We start from the raw sequence: 26,269 nt of genomic DNA, 5'->3' as shown, positions 1-26,269 counted from the left end.
GACCGGGAAACCGGTCGGGGCCTTCGACGTTCACCGTCTCAGTCGTCGGCCTCGCCGCCGGCGAATCGGGCCCCCGCTTCGACGTCGTCGTAGCGCACCCGTACGTCCTGAATGCCGAGTGCGCGCATCAGATCCGGCAGCCGCACCACGTACCGTCGTCCGGACCTGCGCACCGGGCAGGGGAAGTCCCCTCGCCGGGCCCGCCGGTACGCGGTCGTCGGGCTGAGATCCAACGCGACCGCCGCTCGGCGCAGTCCGACCTCGGCGGGAAGTCCGAATACCGCCGAGAAGGGCACGGACTCCTCACCAGGGCTCTTCATCGGTGGCTCCTCGCGTCTCGAAGAGGCACGGCTGCCCGTTCGGCTCGCCGGGCGGATGGTGGACGACGGTACGCGGTTGACGAGCCCGCCTGTACCGGCGTACCTGGCGCACATGCGTCAGCAGGCCCATGCGGTGCGCCAACGAGCCCAGGCGCTCGCCCTGGGCCTGCTGCACGAGCGCACCGGACATCGCCTCGACGCGTACGAGTTCGCCGGGTGCGGTGTCCATGTGCTGCGGTGCCGGCTCCTCACGTGACGCGTCCCGTTCTCCGACTTCCCCGACGGGCGTCTCCTTCGGACTGCGCCGACCCGTCCGCCACCCGACGGCGAACGCCGCGCCGATCAGGTGCTGCTCGATCTGCCGCCCCTCCTCCGTCCTCTCGACGGCCCGCGCGGCCTCCAGGGCCCCCTGCAGCACGGCGGAGGCGACGTCGGCCCGCTCGGCGCCCGTGCGGCGGGCGATCGCGTGTGCCGCTCCCCGCAGACGCGGTGTGAGCATCCCTACAGCGATCAGGGTCCAGTCCGGTCCGCTCCCGTCCGGACCGATCCCATCCCGACCGATCCCGTCCGGTCCGCTCTCCGCCTGCCGCGTCTTCTCCGTCTCCACGCTCAGGTGGCAGGCGATGTGCCGCCAGGCGGTGATCCTCGCGAGGCTTCCCGGGGCGCCGCGGACGGCGCGCGATGCCAGGTCGTCCAGGGAGGTTCCCTCCGCGCCGCAGAACGGTGTCGGGCGTCGGTCCGCGCCGCCGCAGAGCACCGTGTGGTCGCCGTACCGGTCCTCCACAGACCGGCAGATGCGGGTGAAGACGTCGTGTGCCGGTGACATGCTCACCCCTCCTCTCCCGCGCGCTGCCACCACTCGTCCCCAGCCGTGTTCGGGCCGCGGCCCGGCTGCCTCGGGACGTCGGGGCCCTGCCAGGGCGTCTCGGTCGACTCGGGCGCTTCGGCAGCTTCGGACACCGCGCCCTCGGGTGTGACCTGCCAGCCAGTGGTGCGGTGCGGCTGTGCCCCGTAGCTCGCGTGGCCGTCCGGTGCGGCGTCGTGCGGAGGCGGCGAGCAGGCGGCACCGGAGGCAGCGGGGCCGCCGGGGGCCGAGGGCGGTTCCGGCGCGCCGCCGTCGAAGGGGCCGGAGGCGGTCGCTCCTCCCCACCCGCCGTCCCCGCGCAGAGTGCGGCGGATGCTCTCCGCCGCCTCCGGACGTCCGACCGCCTCCGACGCGCGGGCGCAGCGGTGCAGGAATGCCTCGCCCTCGGCCGAACCCTCGTCGATCCCCAAACTGCCCAACAGCTCGGACAGTTGATCGCTCAGGGCGGTCTGCGGATCCGCGCCCGGCCGGCCGGGTCCGCCCGCCGACGCCATCGCCTCGCCGATCGGCTCCGGGTGGTCGAACCCGCCGGTCGGGTCCTCCTCGGCGGAACTCCCGCGCGCCTGGAACAGGTCGCGGTACTCCTGCGGGATCTCCTCGTCGTTCGCGGCGGCCGACAGGACCGTCAGCGGTGCGATCATCTCCACGGCGCGGTCGATCTCCTCCTCATGGCGGGACATCCACCACACCACCGCGCTGCCCGGACTCCGCAGCACGTCGTCCCCGAGGTACTCGCGGAGATTGCGCTCGTGCTGCCGGCGGCCCTCCCAGGCGGCCACGGCCTTGCGCAGTCCGTCCAGTTCGTCGAGGTGGTCCCGGTCCTTCGGCCGCAGGACGAGCCGGATGTCCGTGGCGAAGGCGATCACCAACCCCTCGTCATCATGAGCGGGCATCCCCAGCACGCCCTCCATGAAGTGCTCCAGGAAGGTGCAGCGTTGGGGGTGTTCGGCCGACGTCATCCGCTGTACGCGCCGCAGAACGGACGTCGAGGCCAGGGCAGCGGGGTTGCGGTGCGACCAGGAGGCGTCCTCGTCCACGAGCCGCCACCAGACGGTCGCCGAGAACAGGAAGGGGCAGTCCGCGACGGCGCTCTCGACCGGCACCACCACCACCGAGGTCTCCTGGTAAGGACTCTCGACGGGGGCCGCGGCCTCCGCCTCCTGCGGCTCGGGGTGCTGTACGAAGCCGCCTTCGTCCGGACGGGGCACCCGCATGTCGATCAGAAGGGCGCCGGCGCAGAGCGCCGGGAGCAGAAACCACAGCCAGACCGGCCAGTCGAGCGCTCTCCCCATGGCCAGTACGGCGATCAGAAGGCCGGCCGACAGGAGTCGCGTGATGTGATGGGTATTCATGTTCCTTCCCCGCTCCCTCGCGCACCGGAACCGGAGGGGATGCCCCCGACTCCCTGTGCACGGTCGATTTTCTGGCGGAACGCCTCTGCGGTCCGCGTTCTGTCCTCGCGTGGGACCCGCCCGGCGGAGTCGTCGTCCCGCGAGTCGGCCCAGTCGCAGGTCGTCACGTAGAGCCTGTTCAGCAGGTCCCGGTCGCCCGCGGCCGCCAGCAGCAGGGCGTCGAGCACCTGGTCGCTCGCTTCCCCACGCGCCAGCAGCGTGAGCCAGCGCTGGACGACCGGAGACCAGACGGACGCCGCTCTTCCGCCCATGACCGCCCGCCACGCGAGCGTGAACTCCTGCCAGGGGGGCTCGATCAGCAGATCCTCGGGTTCCAGCAGCTCCAGGAGGACGTCAAGGTGGCCGTTCTCCCGTCCCACCCCCTGCAACAGCGGCCCCACCGAACGCACATACAGGCGACGGCTCCGCCGCGCCAGTCGCAGCAGGGCCGATCGTGCCTCCCGGACCAGCGCCTCGGGAAGCTCCTGCCGCACGGCGAGGTGGCGGAGCCTGACCACGGCCTGTCCCGGATGGGTCACGGCGATCACGTGGCGGCAGACGCCGATCAGGACGCGGGCGAGATCGGGCTCCAGAACCGTCCGCGTCGCCGCCCACTCGTAGACGCGATGGCGGAAGAGGGACCCGTGCAGCTCATCGCTGAGGCCCAGTTCCAGCAGGGTCGCGGCCTCGGCGCTGAGCCGGCCACCGGCCGACGGCCGGGTCCACTTCTCCACGAGTACGACGAGGTCGTCGGGCCGGCCGAACGACAGCGCCTGTTCGGCGAATCGGCCGACGAAGCGCGTACGTTCCTCCGGAACCAGCTCCGGGAGTTCCGTGCACTGCTCCACCCACTCGCGGAAGCCCGGACGCAGATCGGGAAAGTTCTCCCAGAAGTGCCTGCGGACCGCGGCGTCGTACGCGAGCCCCCCGAACCGGACCCGCCCATCGACTTCCCGGACGAGGGACAGCTTCTCGAACCGCTCTCCCAGACCCTCCTGTGCCAGCACCGGTGTCTCGTCCCGGGGGTGGCACACGAGCTCCAGCAGCCGCCCCGCCGCGCCCACGACGGTGTCCGCCGCCGCGCCGCTCATCATGGCGGCCGCCAGCAGCAGGGCCCGCTCCGAACCGCCCCGGTGCTCCCGCAGTTGCCGTGCCACCTGCCGCGACCAGTTGGTCGCGGCGCCCATCGCCTCGTCCCTCCAGTGGACGAAGTCGGTCCCGTATTGGGCGCTGTCCCTGGCCCGTGCCACCAGTTCCGCCAGACGGTCCAGTTCCCGCATGGGAGCGGTGGCGAACATGTGGCTCAGCTCGTCCGTTCCCAGCTGCTCGTGCGCGAACGGCACACCCCGTACGCGCAGATGCCTGCTGAGGACAGCCCGGCCCCGGGGCCGTTCGAGGGCCACCGCCAGCGGGACGAGCTCCGCGTCCAGCATCCACTCCAGGCCCGCCGGGAAGACGGCGACCATGCGGGCGCCGTGCTTCTCGACGAGCGAGCGGTACCGGATGAAGGTGCGCTGCGCCGTCGAGTAGTCGCCCTCGCCGACGTGGGAGAGGTCCAGCAGGTAGCAGTCGCCGGGCGACGGCTCCTGGACGCCCTCCTCCGGGTCCGCCTGCAGCTCCTCGATCCTGCACCCGGGCGTCGAACGCTCCTCCAGCAGCATGGTGGCCGCCGAACGCCGCCCCGACCCGGGCGCGCCCTGAAGGATCACCACGGCACCGGGACGCGTCAGCCGGTCGGCGGCGCGCGCGTAGCCACGGGGGTACACGAAGCACCTGGCGAGGCGGAGCCGGTGTTCCCGGACGATCTGCAGCCGGTCGACGCCGGCCCTGACTTGTAACTTCTCGGTCCCGCTCGACCAGTGGTAGGTGACGTTGTACTGGTTTCCCGCCCCGTTGTGCACGGGGCTCCGCGGGTTGCTGACCCATGTGCCGCCAGTACCGGTCACTGTCCGTCCTCCGAGCGTCCGTTCCGGCCGCCCTGCTGGACATCTTCGCGATGGTCGGCCGTGATGTTCGCCGCACCGCCGTTGCTGGAGATCCGCGGGCCCGGGTGCTGCTCACGCGCGTGGTAGAGATGCCCGCTCCCGGTGTGGACCGGGCCCCGGGGCTCACTGAGGAAGGTCCCGGAGAAGTCACCGTTGATGTTGCCGATGCCGCCCCGCTGGCGGTGCTGGATCTCCCTCGCCCGCACCCGGGAAGCCCCGGCCCCGCCGCCCGCGTCCCCCTCCCTGCCGCCGTCGGGCGTGGCCGCGGGCGAACGGTGGCCGTTGCTCCGGGCCGCGGCGGCCAGCTCGGGCAGCAGCCTCACCAGGTCGTCGGCCAGTCCTCCCAGATCCGCTTCGGCGTTACGGTGGTTGAGACGCCGGTACTGACAGTCCGCGAGGTCCCCGATCTCCGCGGGCAGGTCTTCGCTCCGCAGCCGCTTCGCTCCGCCGACCAGCAGGGGGATGACGACGGCGCCGGTCTCCAGCGCCTCACGGATCTCTCGCCGGGTCCAGTCGTTCTCGTCCTCCAGTGGACTCCGGTCTCCGGATCCCGCTGCCGCCAGCCATCGAGGCCCGATGACGGCCAGCATCACACTGCTGCGCCGGACGGCGGTGAGCAGTTCCTGTGGAAACCGGCTTCCCGGCCCGATGGACTTGCTCGCGCGGAAGACGTTCTCACTGCCGAACACCCGGGAAAGCTCACGGTCCACGAGCGTGGCGGTGGCTTCTTCGTCGTCGGTCCGGTAGTTCACAAAGATCAGAGGCATACGGATTTCCTTCTGTGTGTGCTGGGTGGTCGCCCAGGCGAGGATGGCGCGACTGCCACCCGCCGGAAATAGGGCGAGCTCGGTCTTCCACGCGGCAGAGGGCATGGGAAAGCGTCACCGGGCGAGGAAGTCTCCTGGCCTGGGAGAGGGCCGGGGTACTTCGGATTTCAGCCGATGAGGCACGACCGGAATGGGCCAGTCAATTAACGGAGTTCAGCGAATTGGCCGGCGCGGGCCGCATACCACGCACCGCCGCGTCTCGCGGAACCGCGACCATTCGCGGTCCAGGCTGCGTACGTCCGCGCGCACGGTGGCGGAGGGCGCGACTCTCATGAAGGCGAGCAGATCGCTCGCCGGTCGAGCGCTCGACCACAGGCCCGCTCGTCGCCCAGGATCGGTGTCTGGTGGAAGAAACTGGTTCGTCGTGGCTGCCCAGCGTCGGGGAGGCTTGTCCCCTACGGCAGTGCCCCACCACCCTCGCTGTCAGCAGAACCGATTCCTCAGCGACCTCCGAAGGACTGCTACTTCCAGTCCATCGCCCGCCTTGACCTGTCCTGCGTGGTCCCGCGTGCCTGCTTCCGGCCTGCCTGCATGCAGGCATGGTCGAACACCAGCAGTTCAGGAGGGTCGCGATGCCGGACCACGTACGCAGCGACACGGATCCTTGGTCGAGACGTCTCGGTACTTTCCGGCACGAATGTCGATCGTGGACTCCGCGACTGTTGACATCGAGAGGGGGATTTCCGCCTTCCGCGCGGAAAGGGGGCGGCGCTATGAAACCGCCGCGCACCACCAGCCACCCGCGCCGACGAAGGCACCTCCGGCGGTAGTGCGCCGCTGTTCCGGGGCGCTTCAGCCCTCCGGCGTCGAAGGCGAGGGTGAGGGCGACGCGGCGGCCGGGAGGGGGCTGATGCCCGGTTCGAAGTGGGCGCGGAGGTAGATGCGGGTGCGCTGCGGCGAGTACGCGTGGGCGTACAGGCGTACGCAGCGCTCTTCGGAGGTGTCGTAGCCCTCTTCCATGTCGTACGGCGTGTCCGGTGCGCCGGAGGTCTGCGGGCTCGCGGTGGGCTCGGCGGCGCCGGGGCAGACGTAGCCGTAGCGGACGCCCTCCCTCAGGGTCTCCGGTTCCGTGAGGCCCAGGTGCGCGAAGTCGTGGGCGGGCACGTCGGGCTGTGCCGATGCCGGCTCCAGCCACTTGCCCTTCGGCGGGTGGGCCGCCAGGTAGTCCTCCGCCTCGGATCTCGTCAGCGTGAACGTCAGGACGCCGGTGTCGAAGCGGGAGGTGACCTCGTAGGTGGCCTGCGGGGACTGTGCGGTGGCCGGGCTGTCGAGACCCAGGTGCTCGCTCATCCAGGCCGGGGTGACGCCCTCCGCCCAGCCCGTGTCCGCCCCCCGTTCCGTCGAGCGGCCGGACGCCTCCTCGCCGCCGCCGTCGCCCGGGAGGAGCAGGCCGGCCGCGACCGCCGCGCCGGAGAGGACCAGCACGCCGGCCACCACCGCGGCGACGATCCACCGGCGCCGGCCTCGGCCGCCGCCGGAGGGAACCTCGGGGGGCCGGTACGCGTAGTCGTCGTTCACGTCGTTCACCTGACCGAGGTCCTTCCCGGCGGCCTGTGCGTCGTACGGTCCTGCTGCTGCTCCCGGCCGGGGTCCAGACGCCCGTCTCTGCTCTCGCCGGGGCCCGGGAGTGGGTCCTCGTCGGGTTTCGCGGAGCCGAGATCCTAGTGCTGGACGTCGCTGCTGCCCGCCATGTCGAACTCCTGGGCGTAGCCGACCCTGTGCAGCTTGGCCATCTGCCCGTCGGGAATGTCGAGCGGGCCCACCTTGACTCCCTTGCCCTCGTCCCCGTTGTAGCGGTCCCACACGTTCGCCTGGTAGTCGATGCCGACCTTGGGGTTGCCGTCGGCGTCCGGGACGGCGGTCACCACGCCGGTGATGTTGCTGTTGGCGCCGCCCACCGCGTAGAACGAGTTCTCATCGACTTCCTGACCGAAGTAGAAGCCCTCGGGCTGATTGCCTCGACCGGGAAGGCGACCGACTTCCCTCCGTTCCTCCTGAACTCCTCGACGGCCTGTCGGCGCCACTCGTCCTGATGCATACGTACGGTGTCATCGACGTACGCCTTGAACGCGGGGACGTCCACCATCATCTTGTCCACGGGCAGGTTCATGGGCCGGCCGCTGTTCCCCAGGTAGTGGTCCATGTGGCGGGCCGCGTCCGTCATGCCCTTCCAGTCGGCGCCCTCCGTCAGCAGCTCCGTCTTCTGCTTGGTGGCCCACTCGTCGAAGCCCGCCGACTGCGAGTCGTACCTCCCCGCGCCCGCGTCGGCCGCGATCTGCGGCATGGTGGGGCTGAGAATGCCCGCGGCGATCAGGCCGTCCTTCCGCCCCAGCCAGAGCTGAGCCCGCGCCTCGGGGCTCAAGGACCCCCACAGACGGCGCAGTTCGGCCTGCTGTGCTCTCGGCCTCGGCGTGCAGGTCCGCGAACTCCTTGGCCGTCCGGCCCACGAACTCCCTGGTGACCGTGGCATTGACGCCTTGCCACCGCGCGACGGCCGCCTTCTTGGCGAGGCCGTCGCGTACGGAGGTGGCGAGCTTGGACAGTTCTCCGGCCATCGTCGTCCAGTCGGACACCGCCGTGGCGAGCTTGCCGAGGTCCATGGCCATGAGGTCCGTGTAGGTGAGCCGAGCCATGGTTCCCCCTACCTGAAGTAGTCGTTCAGGGCGGACACGGACACCGGCCCCGCACGGCCGCCGATCTCCGTGGCGATCTCGGCGTCGTCGTGGGCGTGCAGCTTCTTGCTGAAGTCCAGGTGGTTGGAGATGTGGGCGCACGCCTGGAGGACATGCTTCACCTGTGAGGTCCAGACCTCGACGGTCGTCTCCAGCTCCGCCCCGAGCTCGAAGTTGTGGCCCTTGAGCGCGGCAGCCGCCTGCATGGTGGATCCGGACCCGCTCCTGTCCGCGCCCGTCCCGGCGATGTCCGCGCGCTTCTTCAGCTCGCCGTGCAAAACGAACGCCTCATGGCCCACGGCCCCCAGGTCGTCCTGGTGCACCACCAGATCCGGAGCGGCGGCGCCTGCCGGGCCGGCCTCGTTCAGCCGCATCCCCGTCTCGCCCCGTGCCGCCGCTTCCTTGGCCCTCTCCCACTCTTCCCAAGCCATACGCATATCCCCCGTCCCGCGCGACGGGCCCTGCTTCGGTTCGGTCACCGCCCGCCGGACCTGAAAATGTATCCATTTTCTTGGTAACTGGTCCTGTTCGGATGCGGATCGGGGATCGGGGATCGGGGATCGGGGATCGGGGATCGGGGATCGGGGATCGGGGATCGGGGATCGATCGATCATCAGCGGGAAAGATCCGTGCCCCCGGTCGACTGTGACCGGATCGCGTCGTGCGCTCGGCGGCTTCCGTCAGTTTTCGGCCAACCCTCGGCCATCCGCGGGAGAGCAGACAACCCGATACACCCTCGGCGGCCTCTCACAGGGAGGACACAGCTTCGCCACAGAACACAGTAGGGCGGGTGCTGCTCGTCCACCGTTCCATCACGCACTCGGAAGCCGGAAGTACGAGGAATGATGACCAGTTCTCAGCAGAGCAGCACGAAACGCCTCACCCGTCCCGCCATCGCAGTCTCCGCCGCCATCGCCGTGACCGCGGGCATCGTGGCCGCCGCGCCCGACGCCGCCAAGGCCGCGCCGGGGCCGAAGCTCAGTCTGATCGCCGCCTCCGCCTCGGTGACCCTCGACTCGTGGAAGGAGGAGCCGGGCGTCTACCTGGACCTCGGCACCTACCTCACCTCCGAGAGCGGAGCCTTCGAGCTCAAGGTGACCCGGAAGTCCTACAAGGACCCCGTCGTCGTCTCCCAGGTCGTCCGGGACGGGAAGAAGACCACGACCAAGGCGCTTCCCGCCAACCTGGTGAAGGACTTCTCCGGGCTGCCGGGCTTCGCGCAGATCAAGGTCACCGACAGCGCGGGCAAGACCGTGCTGACGCGGGCGGAGGCGTTCTGCCCGAACAACGCCTCCGGGCGCGTCCGACCGGACGCCCCGGCCAACTCGAAGTATCCGCAGAGCTGCCCGATCAACCCGTTCACCCTCGGCTCCGTATGGGGCGTCGAGAACGGTTGGGCGTCCAACACCTACGCCGGGTACTACTCCAAGCCCGTCCAGCTGGCAGCCGGAAGCTACACCGCCACGATCGGCGTGGCGAAGAAGTACCGCGACCTGTTCGGCATCGCCGACAAGCCGCAGAAGGTCAAGCTGACCGTGCGCGAGCGCAGTTACGAGGAGGGCGGCAACGGCGCGGTCGAGTCCCGCAGCGCCGCCCCAGCCCCTGCCCCCGCCCCCGGTAGCCGGGCCAAGAGCGCGCACGCCGAGCACCGGATGGCCGGCGGTTCCGGGCACCAGATGCCTGCCGGTTCCGGGCACGCCGGGCACACCATGAGCGGAGCCTCCGGGCAGGACGCCCCAGCGTCTTCCGGTCCTGCCGGAACTACCGGGCCTTCCGCGCACGCCGGGCACGGCGTCGCCCGCCAGCTCGCGCCCGCCGCCGCCACGAGCGGTGCGACGCCCACGTTCAACGTCGGCCACGGCCCCTACGCCCCCGCGCCGCCCGCCCTTCCGTGGGCCCTGAAGAAGGACTCCCTCAAGCGTCAGGCCTTCGGCGCCGCCCAGATGGGCGACAAGGCCGGCCAGACCGACGGGTCACGACAGGCGACCGCCGCCCGGCCCAACGCGAAGCGGCCCTCCGGCAAGGCCGTCGTGCCCGATGTGCCCAAGCCCGACCTGCGCTCGCTGCCCGCGTACGGCATCACCGTCAGCGACGGCTACGAGGACGTGCCCGGCAAGGACTACCTCGCCTTCAGCGCCAACGTGTGGAACGCGGGCCCGGCCAAGCTCGTCGTGGACGGCTTCCGCTCCCCGGGCAAGGAGCTGATGGACGCCTACCAGTACTTCTACGACGCCCAGGGCAAGCAGATCGGCTACACCCCGACCGGCACCATGGAGTGGGACCCGCGGCCGGGCCACGAGCACTGGCACTTCACGGACTTCGCCAGCTACCGGCTGCTGAAGGCCGACAAGAAGGAGACCGTGCGCAGCGGCAAGGAGGCCTTCTGCCTGGCCAACACCGACGCCGTCGACTACACCGTCAAGAACGCCAACTGGCACCCGCAGAACACCGACCTGTCCACCGCGTGCGGCCAGGAGAACTCGATCTCCGTCCGCGAGGTCCTCGACGTCGGCTCCGGTGACACCTACACCCAGGATCTGCCCGGCCAGTCCTTCGACATCACCGGCCTGCCCAACGGCACCTACTACATCCAGGTCCTGGCCAACCCGGAGAACCGGCTCAAGGAGACCAACCTCAAGAACAACAGCGCGCTCCGCAAGGTCGTCCTGGGCGGCAAGAAGGGCGCCCGCACCGTGCAGGTCCCGGCGCACGAGCTGGTGAACGCGAACTGACTCCCCGCGTGAGCCCCGCCTCCGCGCCGTAGAAGTACGGAGTGCCGAGTGCGGAGTACGGAGGATGGGGAGGACAGGCGAGGAAGACAGGAAATCCGCCGGCCCCGGGGGCGCTCCCGGGGCCGGTCTTTCCTCGGGGCAAGTCTTCGCCGAGGCCGGTCTTCCCCGGGGCCGGCGGTTCTCGCCCCGCCCGCAGAGCCCGCAGACCCGCAGCGCACGCAGACCCGCAGCGCACGCAGACCTCGCCGAGCCCGCAGCGCACGCGGAGCCCGCAGGGCCCGCAGCGCCCTATCCGATCGGGTCGCGGCCCGTGACCCGGGCCGTCGCGTCCGCCTCCAGATGCGCCGTTCCCTCCTTGCCCGTCACCGAGACCTTGATCTTCGGCGCCCCGTTCCCGGCCGGCGTCACCTCGATGCGCCAGCTCCGGGGGTTGCGGACCCCCAGGCCCGTCTGCGCCTCGCGAATCAGCCCCGGGAACAGCTCGTACGGCAGCATCTGCACATGAAACGTCTCCGCGGGAGAGCGGCCCGTGTCTCCCCGGATCGCCATGCGGTGCGCCTCGATGGTGAGTTCGGAGACGTTGGAGGCTTCCGCCCGCTCGGCCAGCTTGGCCGCCGTCTCCCGCATCCGGCCGAGGACGAGCATCGACGTCGAAGGGCCGGAGACCGTGGTCGACGTCGAGAACGTCCGGGTGGTCGAGGAGGACGAGGACGTCGAGCCCTGCTGCGGCGGAGTGCCGTCGTCCGTCTCCGCGAACAGCGGGCCGCGGAACAGGAACACCACCGCCGCCGCTCCCGCCAGCAGGAAGACCAGGCTCACCACGCAGAATCCGCCGAGGCGCTCCGGGTCGCTGACCCGGCTGCTGTCGGGAGCGGAGTCGATCTTCCCCATGGCCGCCCGGCGCCTCCACTCCTCGCTCGGCCGGACGACGACCGCCACCTCCCACGGCTCGTCGGGGCGGTACCGCACCACCACGATTCCCTGCGGCCGGTAGTCCGGCAGGTCGACGAGGTTGATCTGCTGGCTCGTCCTCACCCGGTACGCCGGGCGGTCGTCCGGTGCGACCGTCAGGTCGAACGAGACGGGCACGTCCGCCAACTCGCCGTTCGTCGCACGCAGATCCTCGATCCGCGCCAGAGCGGTACGCGTGACCGGCGGGGTCCGGCGGGACGACCGCAGCCGGTCCTCCGCGATGATCGCCAGGATGACGAAGAGGACGACCGCGCCCGTCGTCCCGAGGATGTAGAAGTCCTCCAGGATCACCGCGACCACGAAGCCGGCGATCACCGCGCCGGTCAGCCCGCCCAACACCATGCCGCGGAGGGCCGCGGCCGTCCGGCTCACCCTGCGCCGCGCTGTCCCCTGCCCCGCGTCCATCGTCGCCATGAGCATGATTGTGCCGGGCGGAGGGGTGCCGGGGCAGGGTGTTCACGGCGTCGAATCGGCGACGGTCGGGCCGCCGGGGTCAGTCCTCGCCCTCCAGGTCGCCTTCCGTCTCCAGGTAGACCTGGCGCAGCGCGTCCAGCACCGCCGGGTCCGGCTTGGCCCACATGCCCCGCGACTCGGCCTCCAGCAGCCGTTCCGCGATGCCGTGCAGCGCCCAGGGGTTGGCCTCCTGGAGGAAGCGGCGGTTCTCCGGGTCCAGTACGTACGTCTCGGTGAGCTTGTCGTACATCCAGTCCGCGACGACGCCCGTCGTCGCGTCGTAGCCGAAGAGGTAGTCCACCGTGGCCGCCAGCTCGAACGCGCCCTTGTAACCGTGGCGGCGCATCGCCTCGATCCACTTCGGGTTGACGACGCGGGCGCGGAAGACGCGGGACGTCTCCTCGACGAGCGTACGGGTGCGGACCGTCTCGGGGCGGGTGGAGTCCCCGATGTACGCCTCCGGGGCCGTGCCCTTCAGCGCGCGCACCGCGGCCACCATGCCGCCGTGGTACTGGAAGTAGTCGTCGGAGTCCGCGATGTCGTGCTCGCGGGTGTCGGTGTTCTTCGCGGCGACCTCGATGCGCCGGTACGCGGTCTCCATCTCCTCGCGGGCCGGGCGGCCGTCCAGCTCGCGGCCGTAGGCGTAACCGCCCCACACCGTGTACACCTCGGCGAGGTCGGCGTCGGTGCGCCAGTCGCGGGAGTCGATGAGCTGGAGGAGGCCCGCGCCGTAGGTGCCGGGGCGGGAACCGAAGATGCGGGTGGTGGCGCGGCGCTCGTCGCCGTGCTCGGCCAGATCGGCCTGGGTGTGCGCCCGTACGTGGTTCTGCTCGGCGGGCTCGTCGAGCGAGGCGGCCAGCCGTACGGCGTCGTCCAGCAGCCCGACCGTGTGCGGGAACGCGTCGCGGAAGAAGCCCGAGATGCGGAGCGTCACGTCGATCCTGGGCCGGCCCAGCTCGGCGTACGGGATCGGCTCCAGGCCCGTCACGCGGCGCGAGGCGTCGTCCCAGACGGGGCGGATGCCGAGCAGCGCGAACGCCTCCGCGATGTCGTCGCCCGCCGTGCGCATCGCGCTGGTGCCCCACAGGGAGAGGCCGACGGAGGTGGGCCAGTCGCCGTTGTCGGCGCGGTAGCGGGTCAGGAGCGAGTCGGCCAGCGCCTGGCCGGTCTCCCAGGCGAGCTTGGAGGGCACGGCCTTCGGGTCGACGGAGTAGAAGTTGCGGCCGGTCGGCAGCACGTTGACCAGGCCGCGCAGCGGCGATCCGGAGGGGCCCGCCGGGACGAACCCGCCGTTCAACGCGTGCACGGCGTGCGTGAGTTCGTCGGTCGTGGCGGCCATGCGCGGGACGACCTCGGTGGCCGCGAAGGTCAGGATGTCGGCCACCGCCTCCGGGTGCCCGGCGGCCACGGACGCGACGGCCGACGGGTCCCAGCCGGCGTCGTCCATCGCCTGGACCAGGGCGCGGGCCTGCTCCTCGATCTCGTCGGCGGCGGTGCGGGTGGCGGCGGACTCGTCCAGGCCCAGCGCCTCGCGCAGGCCCGGCAGCGACGCCGTACCGCCCCAGATCTGCCGGGCGCGCAGCACCGCCAGCACCAGGTTGACCCGGTCGTTCCCGGCCGGCGGGTTGCCGAGGACGTGCAGTCCGTCGCGGATCTGGACGTCCTTGATCTCGCAGAGCCAGCCGTCGAGATGCATGATGAAGTCGTCGAAGCCCTCGTCCTCCGGGCGGTCCGCCACCCCGAGGTCGTGGTCGAGCTTGGCGGCCTGGATCAGCGTCCAGATCTGCGCCCGGATCGCGGGCAGCTTCGCCGGGTCCATCGCGGCGATCTGCGCGTGTTCGTCGAGGAGTTGCTCCAGGCGCGCGATGTCGCCGTAGCTGTCCGCGCGGGCCATCGGCGGCACCAGGTGGTCGATCAGCGTGGCGTGGACGCGGCGCTTGGCCTGCGTCCCCTCGCCCGGGTCGTTCACCAGGAACGGGTAGACCAGCGGGAGATCGCCGAGGGCCGCGTCGGGGCCGCAGGCGGCGGACAGGCCCGCGTTCTTGCCGGGCAGCCACTCCAGGTTGCCGTGCTTGCCCAGGTGGATCATCGCGTCCGCGCCGAAGCCGCGGTCCTCGGCGGAGGCGGCGATCCAGCGGTAGGCGGCCAGGTAGTGGTGCGAGGGCGGCAGATCGGGGTCGTGGTAGATCGCGATCGGGTTCTCGCCGAAACCGCGCGGCGGCTGGATGAGGATGAGGAGGTTGCCGCGCCGCAGGGCCGCGAGGACGATGTCGCCCTCCGGGTTGGCCGAGCGGTCGACGAACATCTCGCCGGGGGCCGGGCCCCAGTGCCGCTCCACCGCGTCGCGCAGCTCCTCGGGGAGCGTGGCGAACCAGCGGCGGTAGTCGGCGGCCGGGATGCGCACCGGGTTGCGGGCCAGCTGCTCCTCGGTCAGCCACTCCCGGTCGTGGCCGCCCGCTTCGATCAGCGCGCGGATCAGCTCGTCGCCGTCGCCGGAGACCAGGCCCGGGATGTCCTCCTCGGGCCCGAAGTCGTACCCCTCGGAGCGCAGTCGGCGCAGCAGGGCGACGGCGCTGGCCGGGGTGTCCAGGCCCACCGCGTTGCCGATCCGGGAGTGCTTGGTCGGGTAGGCGGAGAGCACCAGGGCTATCCGCTTCTCCGCGTTCGGGATCGTGCGCAGCCGCGCGTGGCGTACGGCGATCCCGGCGACCCGGGCGGCGCGCTCGGCGTCGGCGACGTACGCGGGCAGGCCGTCCTCGTCGATCTCCTTGAACGAGAACGGGACCGTGATCAGCCGGCCGTCGAACTCGGGCACCGCGATCTGGGTGGCCGCGTCCAGCGGGGAGACGCCCTCGTCGTTCTCCTCCCACGCCGTACGCGGGCTGGTCAGGCACAGCGCCTGGAGGATCGGCACGTCGAGGGCGGTCAGCGCGCCCGCGTCCCACGACTCGTCGTCGCCGCCGGCCGACGCCTCGGCGGGCCGGGTGCCGCCGGCCGCGAGGACCGTGGTCACGATGGCGTCGGCGGCGCGGAGTCCGTCGATCAGCTCCGGCTCGGGCGTGCGCAGCGACGCCACGTAGAGCGGGAGCGGGCGGGCTCCGGCGTCCTCCACGGCGGTGCACAGCGCGTCGACGAACGCCGTGTTCCCGCTCATGTGGTGGGCGCGGTAGTAGAGGACGGCGACGGTCGGCGCGCCCTCGGGCACGGGACCGGCGGCGCGCTCCAGCGGGCCCCACGCCGGGGCCGGGGCGGGCGGCTCGAAGCCGTGGCCGGTCAGCAGCACGGTGTCGGACAGGAACCGGGCCAACTGCTCCAGGTTGGCGGGCCCGCCGTGCGCGAGGTAGGCGTGCGCCTCGGCGGCGATGCCGATCGGCACGGTGGAGGCGGCCATCAACTGGGCGTCGGGGGCCTGCTCACCGGTCAGGACGACGACCGGCCGGCCGGTGGCCAGCACCTGGTCGAGCCCTTCCTGCCACGCCCGTACGCCGCCGAGGAGGCGTACGACGACGAGCTCGGCTCCGTCCAGCAGCTCGGGAAGGCCGTCGAGGGCGACGCGGGAGGGGTTGGCGTACCGGTAGGTGACCGGTCCCTCGGAGGCACGGGCGCTCAGCAGGTCGGTGTCGGACGTCGACAGGAGCAGAATCATGCTGCGTCAGGCCTTCCTCGGGGTGTCCACGCCCCGGGCGGTGTCGGAGGTCTCCCCTGCTCGATCGGGCGGAGCCGAGCGCTCGGGGAAGGGAGTTCCTGACTCACCCGGCCGGTGGTGGCGGCCGGGCTCACAGTGGCGGGACCGCGCCGGAATCGCACCGGGCTTCCTCCCCTGTCGCCGTCTGGCGACGGCGGCCTGAACGGACCGCCGTAGGCATCCTAAGCGGCGGGGGCGGGGCCCGGACATGGGGCGTGGGTGCGGTGGCGATCACTCCGCCGCGGGGCGTCACGGGCGGGCGGCAACCACTCCGCCGCAGGACGACGCGGGCGGGCGGCGACCACTCCGCCGCAGGACGACGCGGGCGGTGGCGCCCACTCCGCCGAGAGGCCGCGCGGCCCGCCTCGGCCCGTCGCGGTCCGCTGTCCCGCAGGTCACAGCGGCGAGCCCGGCGGACGGATCGGAGCTGATCGGATCAGAGCGGTCGGTATGCTCGCCGCCATGCCCGAATCCGCCCCCTCGCCCCGTTCCACGGGCGGCGCACCGACCCGCAGCGGCGGCGACGCCTGCCCCGGGACGCTGCGGCTGCACCGGGCCGACGACGGTGCGCTGGCGCGCGTACGGGTGCCCGGCGGAGTGCTGAGGGCGGATCAGGCGGACGCCCTGCTGGCGGTGGCCGAGCGGTTCGGGGACGGTGAGCTGCATCTCACCTCGCGGGGCAACGTCCAGGTGCGCGGCCTCGGCGCGGACTGCGGCAGCGGGCCGGCCGAGCTGCTCACGGCAGCCGGGCTGCTGCCCTCCGCCGCCCACGAACGGGCCCGCAACATCGTGGCCTCGCCGCTGGCCGGGCTCGACGGACGGCCCGCGCTGGGGACCTGGCTGACCGCGCTGGACCGGCTGGTGTGCGGGTCGGCCACCGCCGCCGGGCTCTCCGGCCGCTTCCTCTTCGCCCTCGACGACGGCCGGGGAGACGTGGACGCCCTCGGCGCGGACGTGACCCTGATCGCGGAGGGCGACGGGGGGCTCCTCCGGGTCGGCGCGGGCGACGCGGTGTTCCCGGTCTCCGCCGCCGAGGGGCCGCGGGCCGCGCTCCTGGCCGCCGAGGCGTTCCTCCGCGCCGCCCGCGACAGCGGGGCCTGGCGCGTGAAGGACCTGCCCGACGCCGCACGCGCCGCACTGGTCGCGGAGGTCGCGGAAGTCACTCGGGTCGTCGGGGCGGTGACCCGTCCGGGTACCGTCCTCCGCCCCCGCCCGCACACGGCGACGGCCCCACGGCCCGGTCCCGTGTCGGGCCCGCACGCCACCGCGATCAGCGTCGGCGTACCCCTGGGGCGGCTCGCCCCCCGGCAGTGGCGGCTGCTCACCGGGACGGCCCGGCGGTACGGGGGCGAACTGCGGCTCACCCCCTGGCGCGGGGTCGTCGTCCCCGGGCCCTTCGGGCAGAACGGCGAGGCCGCCGCGGCGGAGGTTCTGCGCGCGACGGCGGCGGCCGGGCTGATCACCGGACCCGACTCCCCGTGGACCGGCGTGGGAGCCTGCGTCGGCCGTCCGGGCTGCGCGAAGTCGCTGGCCGACGTACGGGCCGAAGCCGGGGCCGCCGTCGGGCCGGTCGGGCGGCTGCCTGTCTACTGGTCCGGGTGCGAACGCCGCTGCGGCCACCCGCACGGGGAGTGGATCGACGTGGTCGCCACCCCCGACGGGCACCGGATCTCGCACGTACGGGGAGAACGGCCCGAGCCCCGGGCGACGGTCCGCGACGACCCGTCCGCGCTCGCGGCGGCGGTGGCCGAGGCCCGCGCCTGAGCAACCCCGGACCTTTCGGCATTGCGACACATCAGCACATCACTACATCGGCAGAAGAAGCAGAGAAAGCGACAGCACTGTGCACCAGTACGAGAAGGACGGACCGGCGATCTACCGCCAGTCCTTCGCCACCATCCGCGCGGAGGCGGATCTGGCCGGGCTGCCCGCCGACGTGAGCCAGGTCGCCGTCCGGATGATCCACGCCTGCGGCATGGTCGACCTCGTACGCGATCTCGCCTTCTCTCCGCGCGTGGTGGCCGACGCCCGCGCCGCGCTGCGCTCCGGCGCTCCGATCCTCTGCGACGTGGCGATGGTCGCGAGCGGCGTCACCCGCAAGCGGCTGCCCGCCGGCAACGACGTGGTGTGCACGCTGTCCGACCCGTCCGTGCCGGAGCTGGCCGCGCGGATGGGCACCACGCGCAGCGCGGCGGCCCTGGAGCTGTGGCGGGACCGGCTGGAGGGGGCCGTCGTCGCGGTCGGCAACGCGCCGACCGCGCTGTTCCGGCTGCTGGAGATGATCGAGGAGGGCGCGCCGCGCCCGGCCGCCGTCATCGGCGTCCCGGTCGGCTTCATCGGCGCGGCCGAGTCCAAGGACGCCCTGGCCGAGCACCCGTCGGGCCTGGAGCACCTGATCGTGCGGGGCCGTCGCGGCGGCAGCGCGATAGCCGCCGCCGCGCTCAACGCCCTGGCCAGTGAGGACGAGCTGTGACCGCGAACAAGGCCGCCGGGACGGGCAGGCTCTACGGCGTCGGGCTCGGCCCCGGCGACCCGGACCTGATGACCGTACGGGCCGTCCAGGTCATCGGCGAGGCCGACGTCATCGCGTACCACAGCGCCCGGCACGGCCGCTCGATCGCCCGCTCCATAGCCGCCGCGCACCTGCGCCCCGACCACGTCGAGGAGGCGCTGGTCTACCCCGTCACGACGGAGACGACCGACCACCCGGGCGGTTACCGGGGCGCGCTGGAAGAGTTCTACGAGAAGGCCGCCGCCCGGCTCGCGGCACACCTGGACGCCGGTCGGACCGTCGCGGTCCTCGCCGAGGGCGACCCGATGTTCTACGGCTCGTACATGCACATGCACAAGCGCCTGGCCGACCGGTACGCCACCGAGGTCATCCCGGGCGTCACCTCGGTCAGCGCGGCGGCGGCCCGGCTCGGCACCCCGCTCGTGGAGGGCGAGGAGATCCTGACGATCCTGCCCGGCACGCTGCCCGAGGAGGAGCTGACGGCCCGTCTCGCCGCGACGGACACGGCGGTGGTGATGAAGCTGGGGCGGACGTTCCCGGCGGTGCGCGGCGCGTTCGAGGCGTCGGGCCGGCTGGCCGAGGCCCGGTACGTGGAGCGGGCGACGATGGCCCAGGAGCGTACGGGCGACCTGGGCGACGTCGACCCCGCGTCCGTCCCGTACTTCGCGGTCGCGGTCCTGCCGAGCCGCGTCGACGCGCCGGGCAGGAGCGACCGGCCGAGCCTCGTAGAGACGTCGGGCCGTGTCGACGCGCCGGACCGTGTCGACGCGCCGCGCCCTTCCGGACAGGTCGGCCCGGGTGAGGTCGTGGTCGTCGGCACCGGCCCGGCCGGTCCGCTGTGGCTGACGCCGGAGTCGCGCGGGGCGCTGGCGGCGGCCGACGACCTGGTCGGCTACACCACCTACCTGGACCGGGTGCCGGTCCGCCCCGGCCAGGCGCGGCACGGCTCCGACAACAAGGTGGAGTCCGAACGCGCCGCGTTCGCCCTGGACCTGGCCCGGCGCGGACGCCGCGTCGCGGTGGTCTCGGGCGGCGACCCCGGGGTCTTCGCGATGGCGACGGCGGTGCTGGAGGCGGCATCGGAGGACGCGTACGCGGACGTCCCCGTACGGGTCCTGCCCGGCGTCACCGCCGCCAACGCGGCGGCGGCCCGCGCCGGAGCGCCGCTCGGCCACGACTACGCCACGATCTCCCTCTCCGACCGGCTCAAGCCGTGGGACGTCATCGCGGGACGCCTGCGCGCGGCGGCCTCGGCGGACCTGGTGCTGGCGCTGTACAACCCGGGCTCCAGGAGCCGTACGTGGCAGGTCGGCAAGGCCCGTGACCTGCTGCTGGAGCACCGCTCCGCGGACACCCCGGTGGTCGTGGGACGCGATGTGGGCGGGCCGGCGGAGAGCGTGCGCACGGTGCGGCTGGCGGACCTCGACCCGGCCGAGGTCGACATGCGGACGATCCTCATCGTCGGCTCCTCGCAGACGCGCTGGGTGCGCCGGGGCGAGGACGGCCGGGGCATCGTCTGGACGCCGCGCCGCTATCCGGAGGCGGCGGAGCCGTCCGCGTAGAGCGCGCGCAGCCACCGCACGGCCTCGTCGGGCGTACCGGCCACCGGCACCCCGTCCGGGACCGGTGGCCGCCGCACGACGACGACCGGGATCCCGGCCTCGCGGGCGGCGGCCAGCTTCGGGGCGGTCGCCGCCCCGCCGCTGTCCTTCGTGACCAGGACGTCGAGGCGGTGGCGGCGGATCAGCTCCCGCTCCCCCTCCAGCGTGAACGGCCCCCGGTCCAGCAGGACCTCCATGCGGGCCGGGCAGGGCGGCTCGGGGGCGTCGACGGACCGCACCAGGAACCACAGCCCGTCCAGGTCCGCGAAGGCCGCGAGCCCCATCCGCCCGGTGGTGAGGAAGACCCGCTCGCCCTGTGCGGGCAGCAACTCGGCGGCCTCCGCCAGCGATTCGGCAAAGTGCCAGCGGTCGCCGTCCTGGGCGGCCCAGCCGGGGCGGCGGAGAGCGAGCAGGGGAACATGGACCCGCGCGGCGGCCTCGGCCGCGTTCCGGCTCATGGTCGCGGCGAAGGGGTGGGTGGCGTCTACGAGCGCGTCCACGCGGTGCTCGCGGATCCAGGCGGCGAGCCCGTCCGGCCCGCCGAAGCCGCCGATCCGGACGTCGCCCGGGGGCAGCCGGGGGGCGGCGACACGGCCGGCGAGCGAGGTGGTCACGCTGACCCGCCGGTCGTCGGCGGCCAGGCGCTCGGCGAGGAGCCGCGCCTCGGTCGTCCCCCCGAGGACAAGGACACGCGGCACAGGACCATGCATAGGAACGGACTCTCTCCATGAGCGGTGAGGCGCGGGGCGCGGACGCCGACGCCCGGGACGGTGGCGGTGGCGGTGACGCCCGGGACGGTGGCGCCGAGGCCCGGGACCGTGGCGGTGACGATGAGGCGCGGGCGCGGGGCGGTCGCCGTGCCCAACTCAAGCACACCGGTCTGCGGCCCGGCTGGACGACCGGGGCCTGCGCGACGGCGGCGACGACGGCCGCGTACACGGCGCTGCTGACCGGCGACTTCCCCGACCCGGTGAGCATCACCCTGCCGAGGGGCCAGACGCCCGCGTTCGCGCTGGCGGTGGAGGAGCTGGCGGCGGGGCGCGGCACGGCGACGGCCGGGGTGGTCAAGGACGCGGGCGACGACCCGGACGTGACGCACGGGGCGCTGGTACGGGCGACGGTGCGCGGGCTGCCGCCGGGCTCGGGCGTCGTGTTCCGGGCCGGCCCCGGCGTCGGTACGGTGACGCTGCCCGGCCTGCCGCTGGAGGTCGGGGAGCCCGCGGTGAACCCGGTGCCCCGGCAGCTGATGCGCGAGCACGTGGCACGGGTGGCGGCGGAGCACGGCGGGACGGGGGACGTCGAGGTCACGGTCTCCGTGGACCACGGCGAGGAGATCGCCCGCTCCACGTGGAACGGCCGGCTCGGCATCCTGGGCGGGCTGTCGATCCTCGGCACGACGGGGGTGGTGGTGCCGTACTCCTGCTCGGCCTGGATCGACTCCATCCGCCGGGGCGTGGACGTGGCGCGGGCGGCCGGGCTGAGGCATGTGGCGGCCTGCACGGGCTCGACGTCGGAGAGGACGGTGGTCGCGGAGTACGGGCTGCCGGACATCGCGCTGCTGGACATGGGGGACTTCGCGGGGGCGGTGCTGAAGTACGTACGCCGGCACCCGGTGGACCGCCTGACGGTCTGCGGCGGCTTCGCGAAGCTCTCCAAACTCGCGGCGGGCCACCTGGACCTGCACTCGGCGCGCTCGCAGGTCGACAAGGGCTTCCTCGCGGACCTGGCCCGCCGGGGCGGCGCGGACCGGGCGTCCGCTTCCCGGATCGCCGCCGCCAACACGGGCCTGGAGGCGCTCCGCCTGTGCGAGGCGGCGGGCGTCCCGCTGGGCGACCTGGTGGCGTCGCGCGCCCGCGACGAGGCGCTGGCGGTGCTGCGGGGGGCGCCGGTCGCGGTGGACGTGATCTGCGTCGACCGGGCGGGAGTGGTGGTGGGCCGGGGGTAACTCACCGCCCCACCACCCCTCGCCCCGCCCCACTGCCTCTCCGCCTCGCCCGCGCGAGCGGCGGCGCACGAGCCGGGAGACCGAGCCAACGAGCCGGGACGTCAGAGGTTCCCGCAGTCCGGTGGCCGGCTCTCCCGAACGTCAGCAGGCGTGCCCGGCCCGTCCGTCAGCAGGCGTGCCGGTCCCGCTCCGGCGAGTACAGGTGGCTGTCCCGGAACTGCTCCGCGCCCAGGGTCCGCCCCACCATGATCACCGCCGTCCGGATCACCCCCGCCGCCTTCACCTGCTCCGCGATCGAGTCCAGTGAGCCGCGCAGGATGATCTCGTCCGGCCGGGACGCCATCGCCACCACCGCCGCCGGGCAGTCCGCCCCGTAGTGCGGCAGCAGTTCCTCCACCACCCGGTCCACGTACCGCGCCGCCAGGTGCAGCACGATCAGCGCACCGCTGCGGCCCAGCGTCGCCAGGTCCTCGCCCTCCGGCATCGCCGTCGCCCGCTGCGCGATCCGGGTGAGGATCACGGTCTGACCGACCGTCGGCACGGTCAGCTCCCGCTTCAGCGCCGCTGCCGCCGCCGCGAACGCCGGGACGCCGGGCACCACCTCGTACGGCACGCCCGCCTCGTCCAGCCGCTTCATCTGCTCGTTCACCGCGCTGAAGACCGACGGGTCGCCGGAGTGCAGCCGCGCCACGTCGTGGCCGCCCGCGTGGGCCCGTACGAGTTCCGCCGTGATCCGGTCGATGTCCAGGTCCGCCGTGTCGACCAGCCGCGCCCCCTCCGGGCATTCGGCCAGCAGCTCTACCGGGACCAGGCTGCCCGCGTACAGGCAGACCGGGCTGGCGGCGAGCAGCCGGGCGCCGCGCACCGTGATCAGGTCGGCCGCGCCGGGACCGGCGCCGATGAAGTACACGGTCATGAAAGGTCTCCAGAGCCTGAGAGGGGTGAGGGTTTGCGTACGGACCACTGCGTCACGGGCATGGCCTGACGCCAGCCGGTGAAGCCGCCGACCGGGACCGCGTGGGCGACCGCCAGCCGCACCAGCTCGCCGCCGTGCGCCCGGTGCCGCTCACCCAGCAGCGCCTCCGACTCCAGCGTCACCGTGTTCGCGACCAGTCGGCCGCCGGGCCGCAGCGCGTCCCAGCACGCGTCGAGCAGACCCGGCGCGGTCGACCCGCCGCCGATGAAGACCGCGTCCGGAGTCGGAAGCCCGGCCAGCGCCTCCGGGGCCGGGCCGGTGACGACCTCCAGGCCCGGGACGCCGAGGCGTTCCGCGTTCCGGGCGATGCGCTCGGCCCGTACCGGGTCGCGCTCCACGCTCACCGCCCGGCAGGACGGGTGGGCCCGCATCCACTCGACGGCGATGGAACCGGACCCTCCGCCCACGTCCCAGAGCAGTTCCCCGGGCGCGGGCGCCAGCGCCCCGAGCGTCGCGGCCCGTACGTGGCGCTTGGTGAGCTGGCCGTCGTGCTCGTACGCCTCGTCCGGCAGACCCGGTACGGTCCCGAGCCGCAGGCCGTCCGCCGCCGCCCGACACTCCACCGCGATGACGTTCAGCCGGTCCCCCGGCGGGTGCTCCCAGCTCTCCGCGATGCCTTCGACCTGTCCCTCGCGCTCGCCGCCCAACTGTTCCAGGACCCGCATCCGGCTGGGACCGAAACCGTGGGAGGCGAGGAGGGCGGCGACCGTGGCGGGGGTGCCCGCGTCCGCGCTCAGGACCAGCAGGCGGCGGCCGTCGTGCAGCGCGGCGGCGAGCCGTGCCGCCGGCCGGCCCACGAGCGTGACGACCTCGGTGTCCTCCAGCGGCCAGCCGAGCCGGGCGCAGGCGTACGACACGGAGGACGGGTGGGGCACCACGCGCAGGCGCTCGGTCCCCGGCCCCTCGGTCCCCGGCTGCTCCATCCCCGGCCTCTCGGTCCCCGGCTCCTCGGTGCCCAGCTCCTCGGCGAGCGCCCGCCCGATCCCGTAGAACATCGGGTCGCCGCTGGCCAGCACCGCGATCCGCCGCTGCCGGTGCTCGGCGAGCAGCCGGGGCACGGCGGGCCGCAGCGGCGACGGCCAGCTCACCCGCGTACCGGCGCACTCGGCCGGCAGCAGGTCCAGCTGGCGCGCCCCGCCGATCAGCACCTCGGCGTCCCGCAGCACGGCCCGCGCCGCATCGGACAGTCCGGCCCACCCGTCGGCGCCGATCCCCACGACGGAGACGGGGCGGACGGGCGGAGCGGGCGTCGGCGCGGGAGACACGGTCGGGACCTCGGTGTTCGAAGGGAAGGGGCGGTCGGGAAGGGGCGGTCGGGAGGAGCGGGACGGCAGGTGAAAGCGGTGGAGCCGGACGCACCGGAACTCTACTGAACGCCCCCTCCCGGACCCGGACCGCTCCCACGCCCGCTCCAGGATCCGGTCCTGCGCACGGTCCGGATTCACCCGCGAGCGAGTGAATCCGGAAAAACTCCGCGCGTGGTGTCGAGAACGCCGCCCCCGCTCCGACGTCCCCTGTGTCAGGAACACCGAAGCCGACGGAGGCGAACGTCATGAAGTACCTGGTGATGGTCCAGGCCACACAGATCGACTACGACGCGATGGGCGGCAAGGGAAACCCCGACAGCCCGGCCTGGAACGAGAAGGAGATGCAGGCCATGTACGCCTACATGGGCGAGGTCAACAACGACCTGGCCGAGTCCGGTGAGCTGGTGGACGGCGCGGGGCTGGTGGAGCCCCGGCAGACGCGCTTCGTGAGCGTCGACGCCGAGGGCCGCCCGGTGATCACGGACGGCCCGTACAGCGAGACCAAGGAACTGCTCGCCGGGTACTGGGTGCTCGACTGCGACAGTCTGGAGAGGGTGACCGAGATCGCCGCCCGCGTGGCGCGGTGCCCGCAGCCGGCCGGGGCTCCCGATCACCCGGTGGCCATCCGCCCCATCGAGGGCTCGATCAACGACTGACCGGGCGAACGGAGGACGGAGGGCGGACGGTGGCCCCTCACGACGAGGGCGCCCCTCACAGCGAGAGTGCCCCTCCTCGCGACGAGAGTGCTCCTCGCGAGGAGGGTGACGGAATCGAGGACCTGCTGCGCCTGCACGCGCCGCAGGTCCTCGGCGCGCTCGTCCGCCGCTACGGGCACTTCGACCAGGCCGAGGACGCCGCGCAGGAGGCCCTGATCGCCGCAGCCGAACAGTGGCCGGCGCGCGGTGTGCCGGACAACCCGCGCGGCTGGCTCATCAAGGTCGCCTCCCGCCGCCTGTCCGACCGGCTGCGCAGCGATACGGCGCGCAGGAGACGGGAGGAGGCGGCGGCGGCCCTCACGCCGACGGACGCGTTCACCGCGCCGCCGCCCGGGGAGGGCGGGGCCGGGGGCCGGGCCCCTTCCGAGGACGACACGCTCACGCTGCTGTTCCTGTGCTGCCACCCCGCGCTGTCGCCCGCCGCGCAGATCGCGCTGACCCTGCGCGCGGTCGGCGGCCTGACCACGGCCGAGATCGCCCGCGCCCATCTGGTACCCGAGGCGACGATGGCCCAGCGGATCAGCCGGGCCAAGCGGACCGTGCGCGGTACGCGCTTCCGCCCCCCGGAGCCGCAGGACCGCGACGGGCGGCTGGCGGCCGTGCTCCAAGTCCTCTACCTGATCTTCAACGAGGGCTACACCGCCACGTCCGGCCCCACCCTGCACCGTACGGACCTGGCGCGCGAGGCGATCCGGCTGACCCGCTCGGTGCGCCGGCTGCTGCCCCGGGAGGGCCGGGTGACCGGGCTGCTGGCCCTGATACTGCTCACCGAGGCCCGCGCCCCCTCCCGTACGGGCGCGCACGGCGAGCTGATCCCGCTGGACGAACAGGACCGCACGCGCTGGGAGCGAGCGGCGATCGAGGAGGGCACCGCACTCGCGGCGAAGGCCCTCACGCAGGGGCCGGCCGGTGACTACCAGCTCCAGGCGGCCATCGCGGCACTGCACGACGAGGCGGCCCGCGCCGAGGACACCGACTGGCCGCAGATCCTCGCCCTGTACGACCTTCTCGTGCGCCGCACGCCCGAGCCGGCCGCCGCACTGGGCCGGGCCGTCGCGGTCGCCATGGTGCGCGGCCCGGAAGCCGGACTGGCGGAGGTGGACGCGCTGCGGGAGAGGTTGGCGGGCCACTTCCGCCTCGACGCCGTCCGGGCCCACCTCCTGGAGCGCGCCGGGCGGCGGGAGGCCGCGTGCGCCGCCTACCGCGCGGCTGCCGCGCACACGCTCAGCACGCCGGAGGCCCGGTATCTGCGGATGCGAGCAGCGCGGCTGAGCGGCTGAGCGGCTGAGCGGCTGAGCGGCTGACCCGAT

General features: G+C 73.2%; 21 protein-coding genes and 1 riboswitch. Of the genes, 7 read left to right on the top strand and 14 right to left on the bottom strand.

Features of this window, described 5'->3' with window-relative positions; genetic code table 11:
• Nucleotides 1-38: 38 nt before the first annotated feature.
• From EES43_RS15095 to EES43_RS15055, 9 genes are all read right to left on the bottom strand, one after another.
• Nucleotides 39-320: a helix-turn-helix transcriptional regulator gene (locus EES43_RS15095; protein ID WP_124269212.1), complete on the bottom strand. Its 282-nt coding sequence runs from the start codon at nt 318-320 to the stop codon at nt 39-41.
• Nucleotides 304-1,146 (bottom strand): hypothetical protein, encoded by an 843-nt coding sequence (locus EES43_RS15090; RefSeq protein WP_124269211.1) that lies wholly within the window; start codon nt 1,144-1,146, stop codon nt 304-306. Before EES43_RS15090 ends, EES43_RS15095 begins: the two co-directional genes overlap by 17 nt.
• Before the next feature lie 2 nt (nt 1,147-1,148).
• The gene (locus EES43_RS15085) at nt 1,149-2,537 is read right to left on the bottom strand and encodes a hypothetical protein (protein WP_124269210.1); all 1,389 of its coding nucleotides are present in this window, start codon (nt 2,535-2,537) and stop codon (nt 1,149-1,151) included.
• Nucleotides 2,534-4,522, bottom strand: a complete 1,989-nt coding sequence (locus EES43_RS15080; protein ID WP_124269209.1) for a hypothetical protein — start codon at nt 4,520-4,522, stop codon at nt 2,534-2,536. Before EES43_RS15080 ends, EES43_RS15085 begins: the two co-directional genes overlap by 4 nt.
• On the bottom strand, nt 4,519-5,328 hold the full coding sequence (locus EES43_RS15075) for a toll/interleukin-1 receptor domain-containing protein (protein ID WP_124269208.1): 810 nt from the start codon (nt 5,326-5,328) through the stop codon (nt 4,519-4,521). The genes EES43_RS15080 and EES43_RS15075 overlap by 4 nt, the downstream gene beginning before the upstream one ends.
• 852 nt (nt 5,329-6,180) lie before the next feature.
• Complete coding sequence (locus EES43_RS15065; RefSeq protein WP_241192433.1) at nt 6,181-6,915, bottom strand: hypothetical protein; 735 nt, start codon at nt 6,913-6,915, stop codon at nt 6,181-6,183.
• A 134-nt stretch (nt 6,916-7,049) separates the two neighbouring features.
• The gene (locus tag EES43_RS31360) at nt 7,050-7,256 is read right to left on the bottom strand and encodes a hypothetical protein (RefSeq protein ID WP_241192432.1); all 207 of its coding nucleotides are present in this window, start codon (nt 7,254-7,256) and stop codon (nt 7,050-7,052) included.
• A complete protein-coding gene (locus tag EES43_RS31355; protein ID WP_241192431.1) occupies nt 7,250-7,750 on the bottom strand; it encodes a hypothetical protein in 501 nt (166 codons plus the stop codon). The genes EES43_RS31360 and EES43_RS31355 overlap by 7 nt, the downstream gene beginning before the upstream one ends.
• A 279-nt stretch (nt 7,751-8,029) precedes the next feature.
• The gene (locus EES43_RS15055; RefSeq protein WP_124269207.1) at nt 8,030-8,491 is read right to left on the bottom strand and encodes a hypothetical protein; all 462 of its coding nucleotides are present in this window, start codon (nt 8,489-8,491) and stop codon (nt 8,030-8,032) included.
• A gap of 411 nt (nt 8,492-8,902) precedes the next feature.
• Here EES43_RS15055 and EES43_RS15050 point away from each other — a divergent pair, with 411 nt between their 5' ends.
• Nucleotides 8,903-10,792, top strand: a complete 1,890-nt coding sequence (locus EES43_RS15050; RefSeq protein WP_206430057.1) for a lysyl oxidase family protein — start codon at nt 8,903-8,905, stop codon at nt 10,790-10,792.
• A gap of 288 nt (nt 10,793-11,080) precedes the next feature.
• On the opposite strand, the gene EES43_RS15045 is transcribed toward EES43_RS15050, so the two are convergent.
• Together EES43_RS15045 and cobN are read right to left on the bottom strand one after the other, a co-directional pair.
• Complete coding sequence (locus EES43_RS15045) at nt 11,081-12,178, bottom strand: hypothetical protein (RefSeq protein WP_241192430.1); 1,098 nt, start codon at nt 12,176-12,178, stop codon at nt 11,081-11,083.
• Nucleotides 12,179-12,257: 79 nt separating this feature from the next.
• Nucleotides 12,258-15,863, bottom strand: a complete 3,606-nt coding sequence (gene cobN / locus EES43_RS15040; RefSeq protein ID WP_124269205.1) for a cobaltochelatase subunit CobN — start codon at nt 15,861-15,863, stop codon at nt 12,258-12,260.
• Between the two features lie 92 nt (nt 15,864-15,955).
• Nucleotides 15,956-16,035, bottom strand: a riboswitch (cobalamin riboswitch).
• Nucleotides 16,036-16,352: 317 nt separating this feature from the next.
• Here cobN and EES43_RS15035 point away from each other — a divergent pair.
• The 3 genes from EES43_RS15035 (at nt 16,353) to EES43_RS15025 (ending at nt 19,976) form a co-directional block, all read left to right on the top strand.
• The gene (locus tag EES43_RS15035; protein ID WP_124269204.1) at nt 16,353-17,666 is read left to right on the top strand and encodes a cobalamin biosynthesis protein CobG; all 1,314 of its coding nucleotides are present in this window, start codon (nt 16,353-16,355) and stop codon (nt 17,664-17,666) included.
• Nucleotides 17,667-17,745: 79 nt separating this feature from the next.
• A complete protein-coding gene (locus EES43_RS15030) occupies nt 17,746-18,375 on the top strand; it encodes a precorrin-8X methylmutase (RefSeq protein WP_124269203.1) in 630 nt (209 codons plus the stop codon).
• Nucleotides 18,372-19,976 (top strand): precorrin-2 C(20)-methyltransferase, encoded by a 1,605-nt coding sequence (locus EES43_RS15025; protein ID WP_124269202.1) that lies wholly within the window; start codon nt 18,372-18,374, stop codon nt 19,974-19,976. The genes EES43_RS15030 and EES43_RS15025 overlap by 4 nt, the downstream gene beginning before the upstream one ends.
• Here EES43_RS15025 and EES43_RS15020 read toward each other — a convergent pair.
• The gene (locus EES43_RS15020; protein WP_124269201.1) at nt 19,946-20,725 is read right to left on the bottom strand and encodes a cobalt-precorrin-6A reductase; all 780 of its coding nucleotides are present in this window, start codon (nt 20,723-20,725) and stop codon (nt 19,946-19,948) included. The genes EES43_RS15025 and EES43_RS15020 overlap by 31 nt on opposite strands.
• 17 nt (nt 20,726-20,742) lie before the next feature.
• On the opposite strand from EES43_RS15020, the gene EES43_RS15015 reads away from it, so the two are divergent.
• Nucleotides 20,743-21,960 (top strand): cobalt-precorrin-5B (C(1))-methyltransferase, encoded by a 1,218-nt coding sequence (locus EES43_RS15015; RefSeq protein ID WP_241192429.1) that lies wholly within the window; start codon nt 20,743-20,745, stop codon nt 21,958-21,960.
• Between the two features lie 166 nt (nt 21,961-22,126).
• Here the strand turns inward: EES43_RS15015 and cobM are convergent, their stop codons facing one another.
• Nucleotides 22,127-22,876, bottom strand: coding sequence for a precorrin-4 C(11)-methyltransferase (cobM, locus tag EES43_RS15010; protein ID WP_124269200.1), 750 nt, complete (start codon nt 22,874-22,876; stop codon nt 22,127-22,129).
• Nucleotides 22,873-24,201, bottom strand: a complete 1,329-nt coding sequence (gene cbiE, locus EES43_RS15005; protein WP_124269199.1) for a precorrin-6y C5,15-methyltransferase (decarboxylating) subunit CbiE — start codon at nt 24,199-24,201, stop codon at nt 22,873-22,875. The genes cobM and cbiE overlap by 4 nt, the downstream gene beginning before the upstream one ends.
• 287 nt (nt 24,202-24,488) lie before the next feature.
• On the opposite strand from cbiE, the gene EES43_RS15000 reads away from it, so the two are divergent.
• Both EES43_RS15000 and EES43_RS14995 read left to right on the top strand, forming a co-directional pair.
• Nucleotides 24,489-24,899 carry a YciI family protein gene (locus tag EES43_RS15000; RefSeq protein WP_124269198.1) on the top strand — a complete coding sequence of 137 codons (411 nt, stop codon included), beginning with the start codon at nt 24,489-24,491 and terminating at the stop codon, nt 24,897-24,899.
• 113 nt (nt 24,900-25,012) lie between these two features.
• Nucleotides 25,013-26,239: an RNA polymerase sigma factor gene (locus tag EES43_RS14995; RefSeq protein ID WP_124271985.1), complete on the top strand. Its 1,227-nt coding sequence runs from the start codon at nt 25,013-25,015 to the stop codon at nt 26,237-26,239.
• The last annotated feature ends 30 nt before the right edge of the window (nt 26,240-26,269 follow it).

The sequence above is a fragment of the Streptomyces sp. ADI96-02 genome (assembly GCF_003846185.1).
In the GTDB taxonomy this organism is placed as follows: domain Bacteria; phylum Actinomycetota; class Actinomycetes; order Streptomycetales; family Streptomycetaceae; genus Streptomyces.
This window is presented reverse-complemented; position numbering and strand designations above follow the sequence as displayed.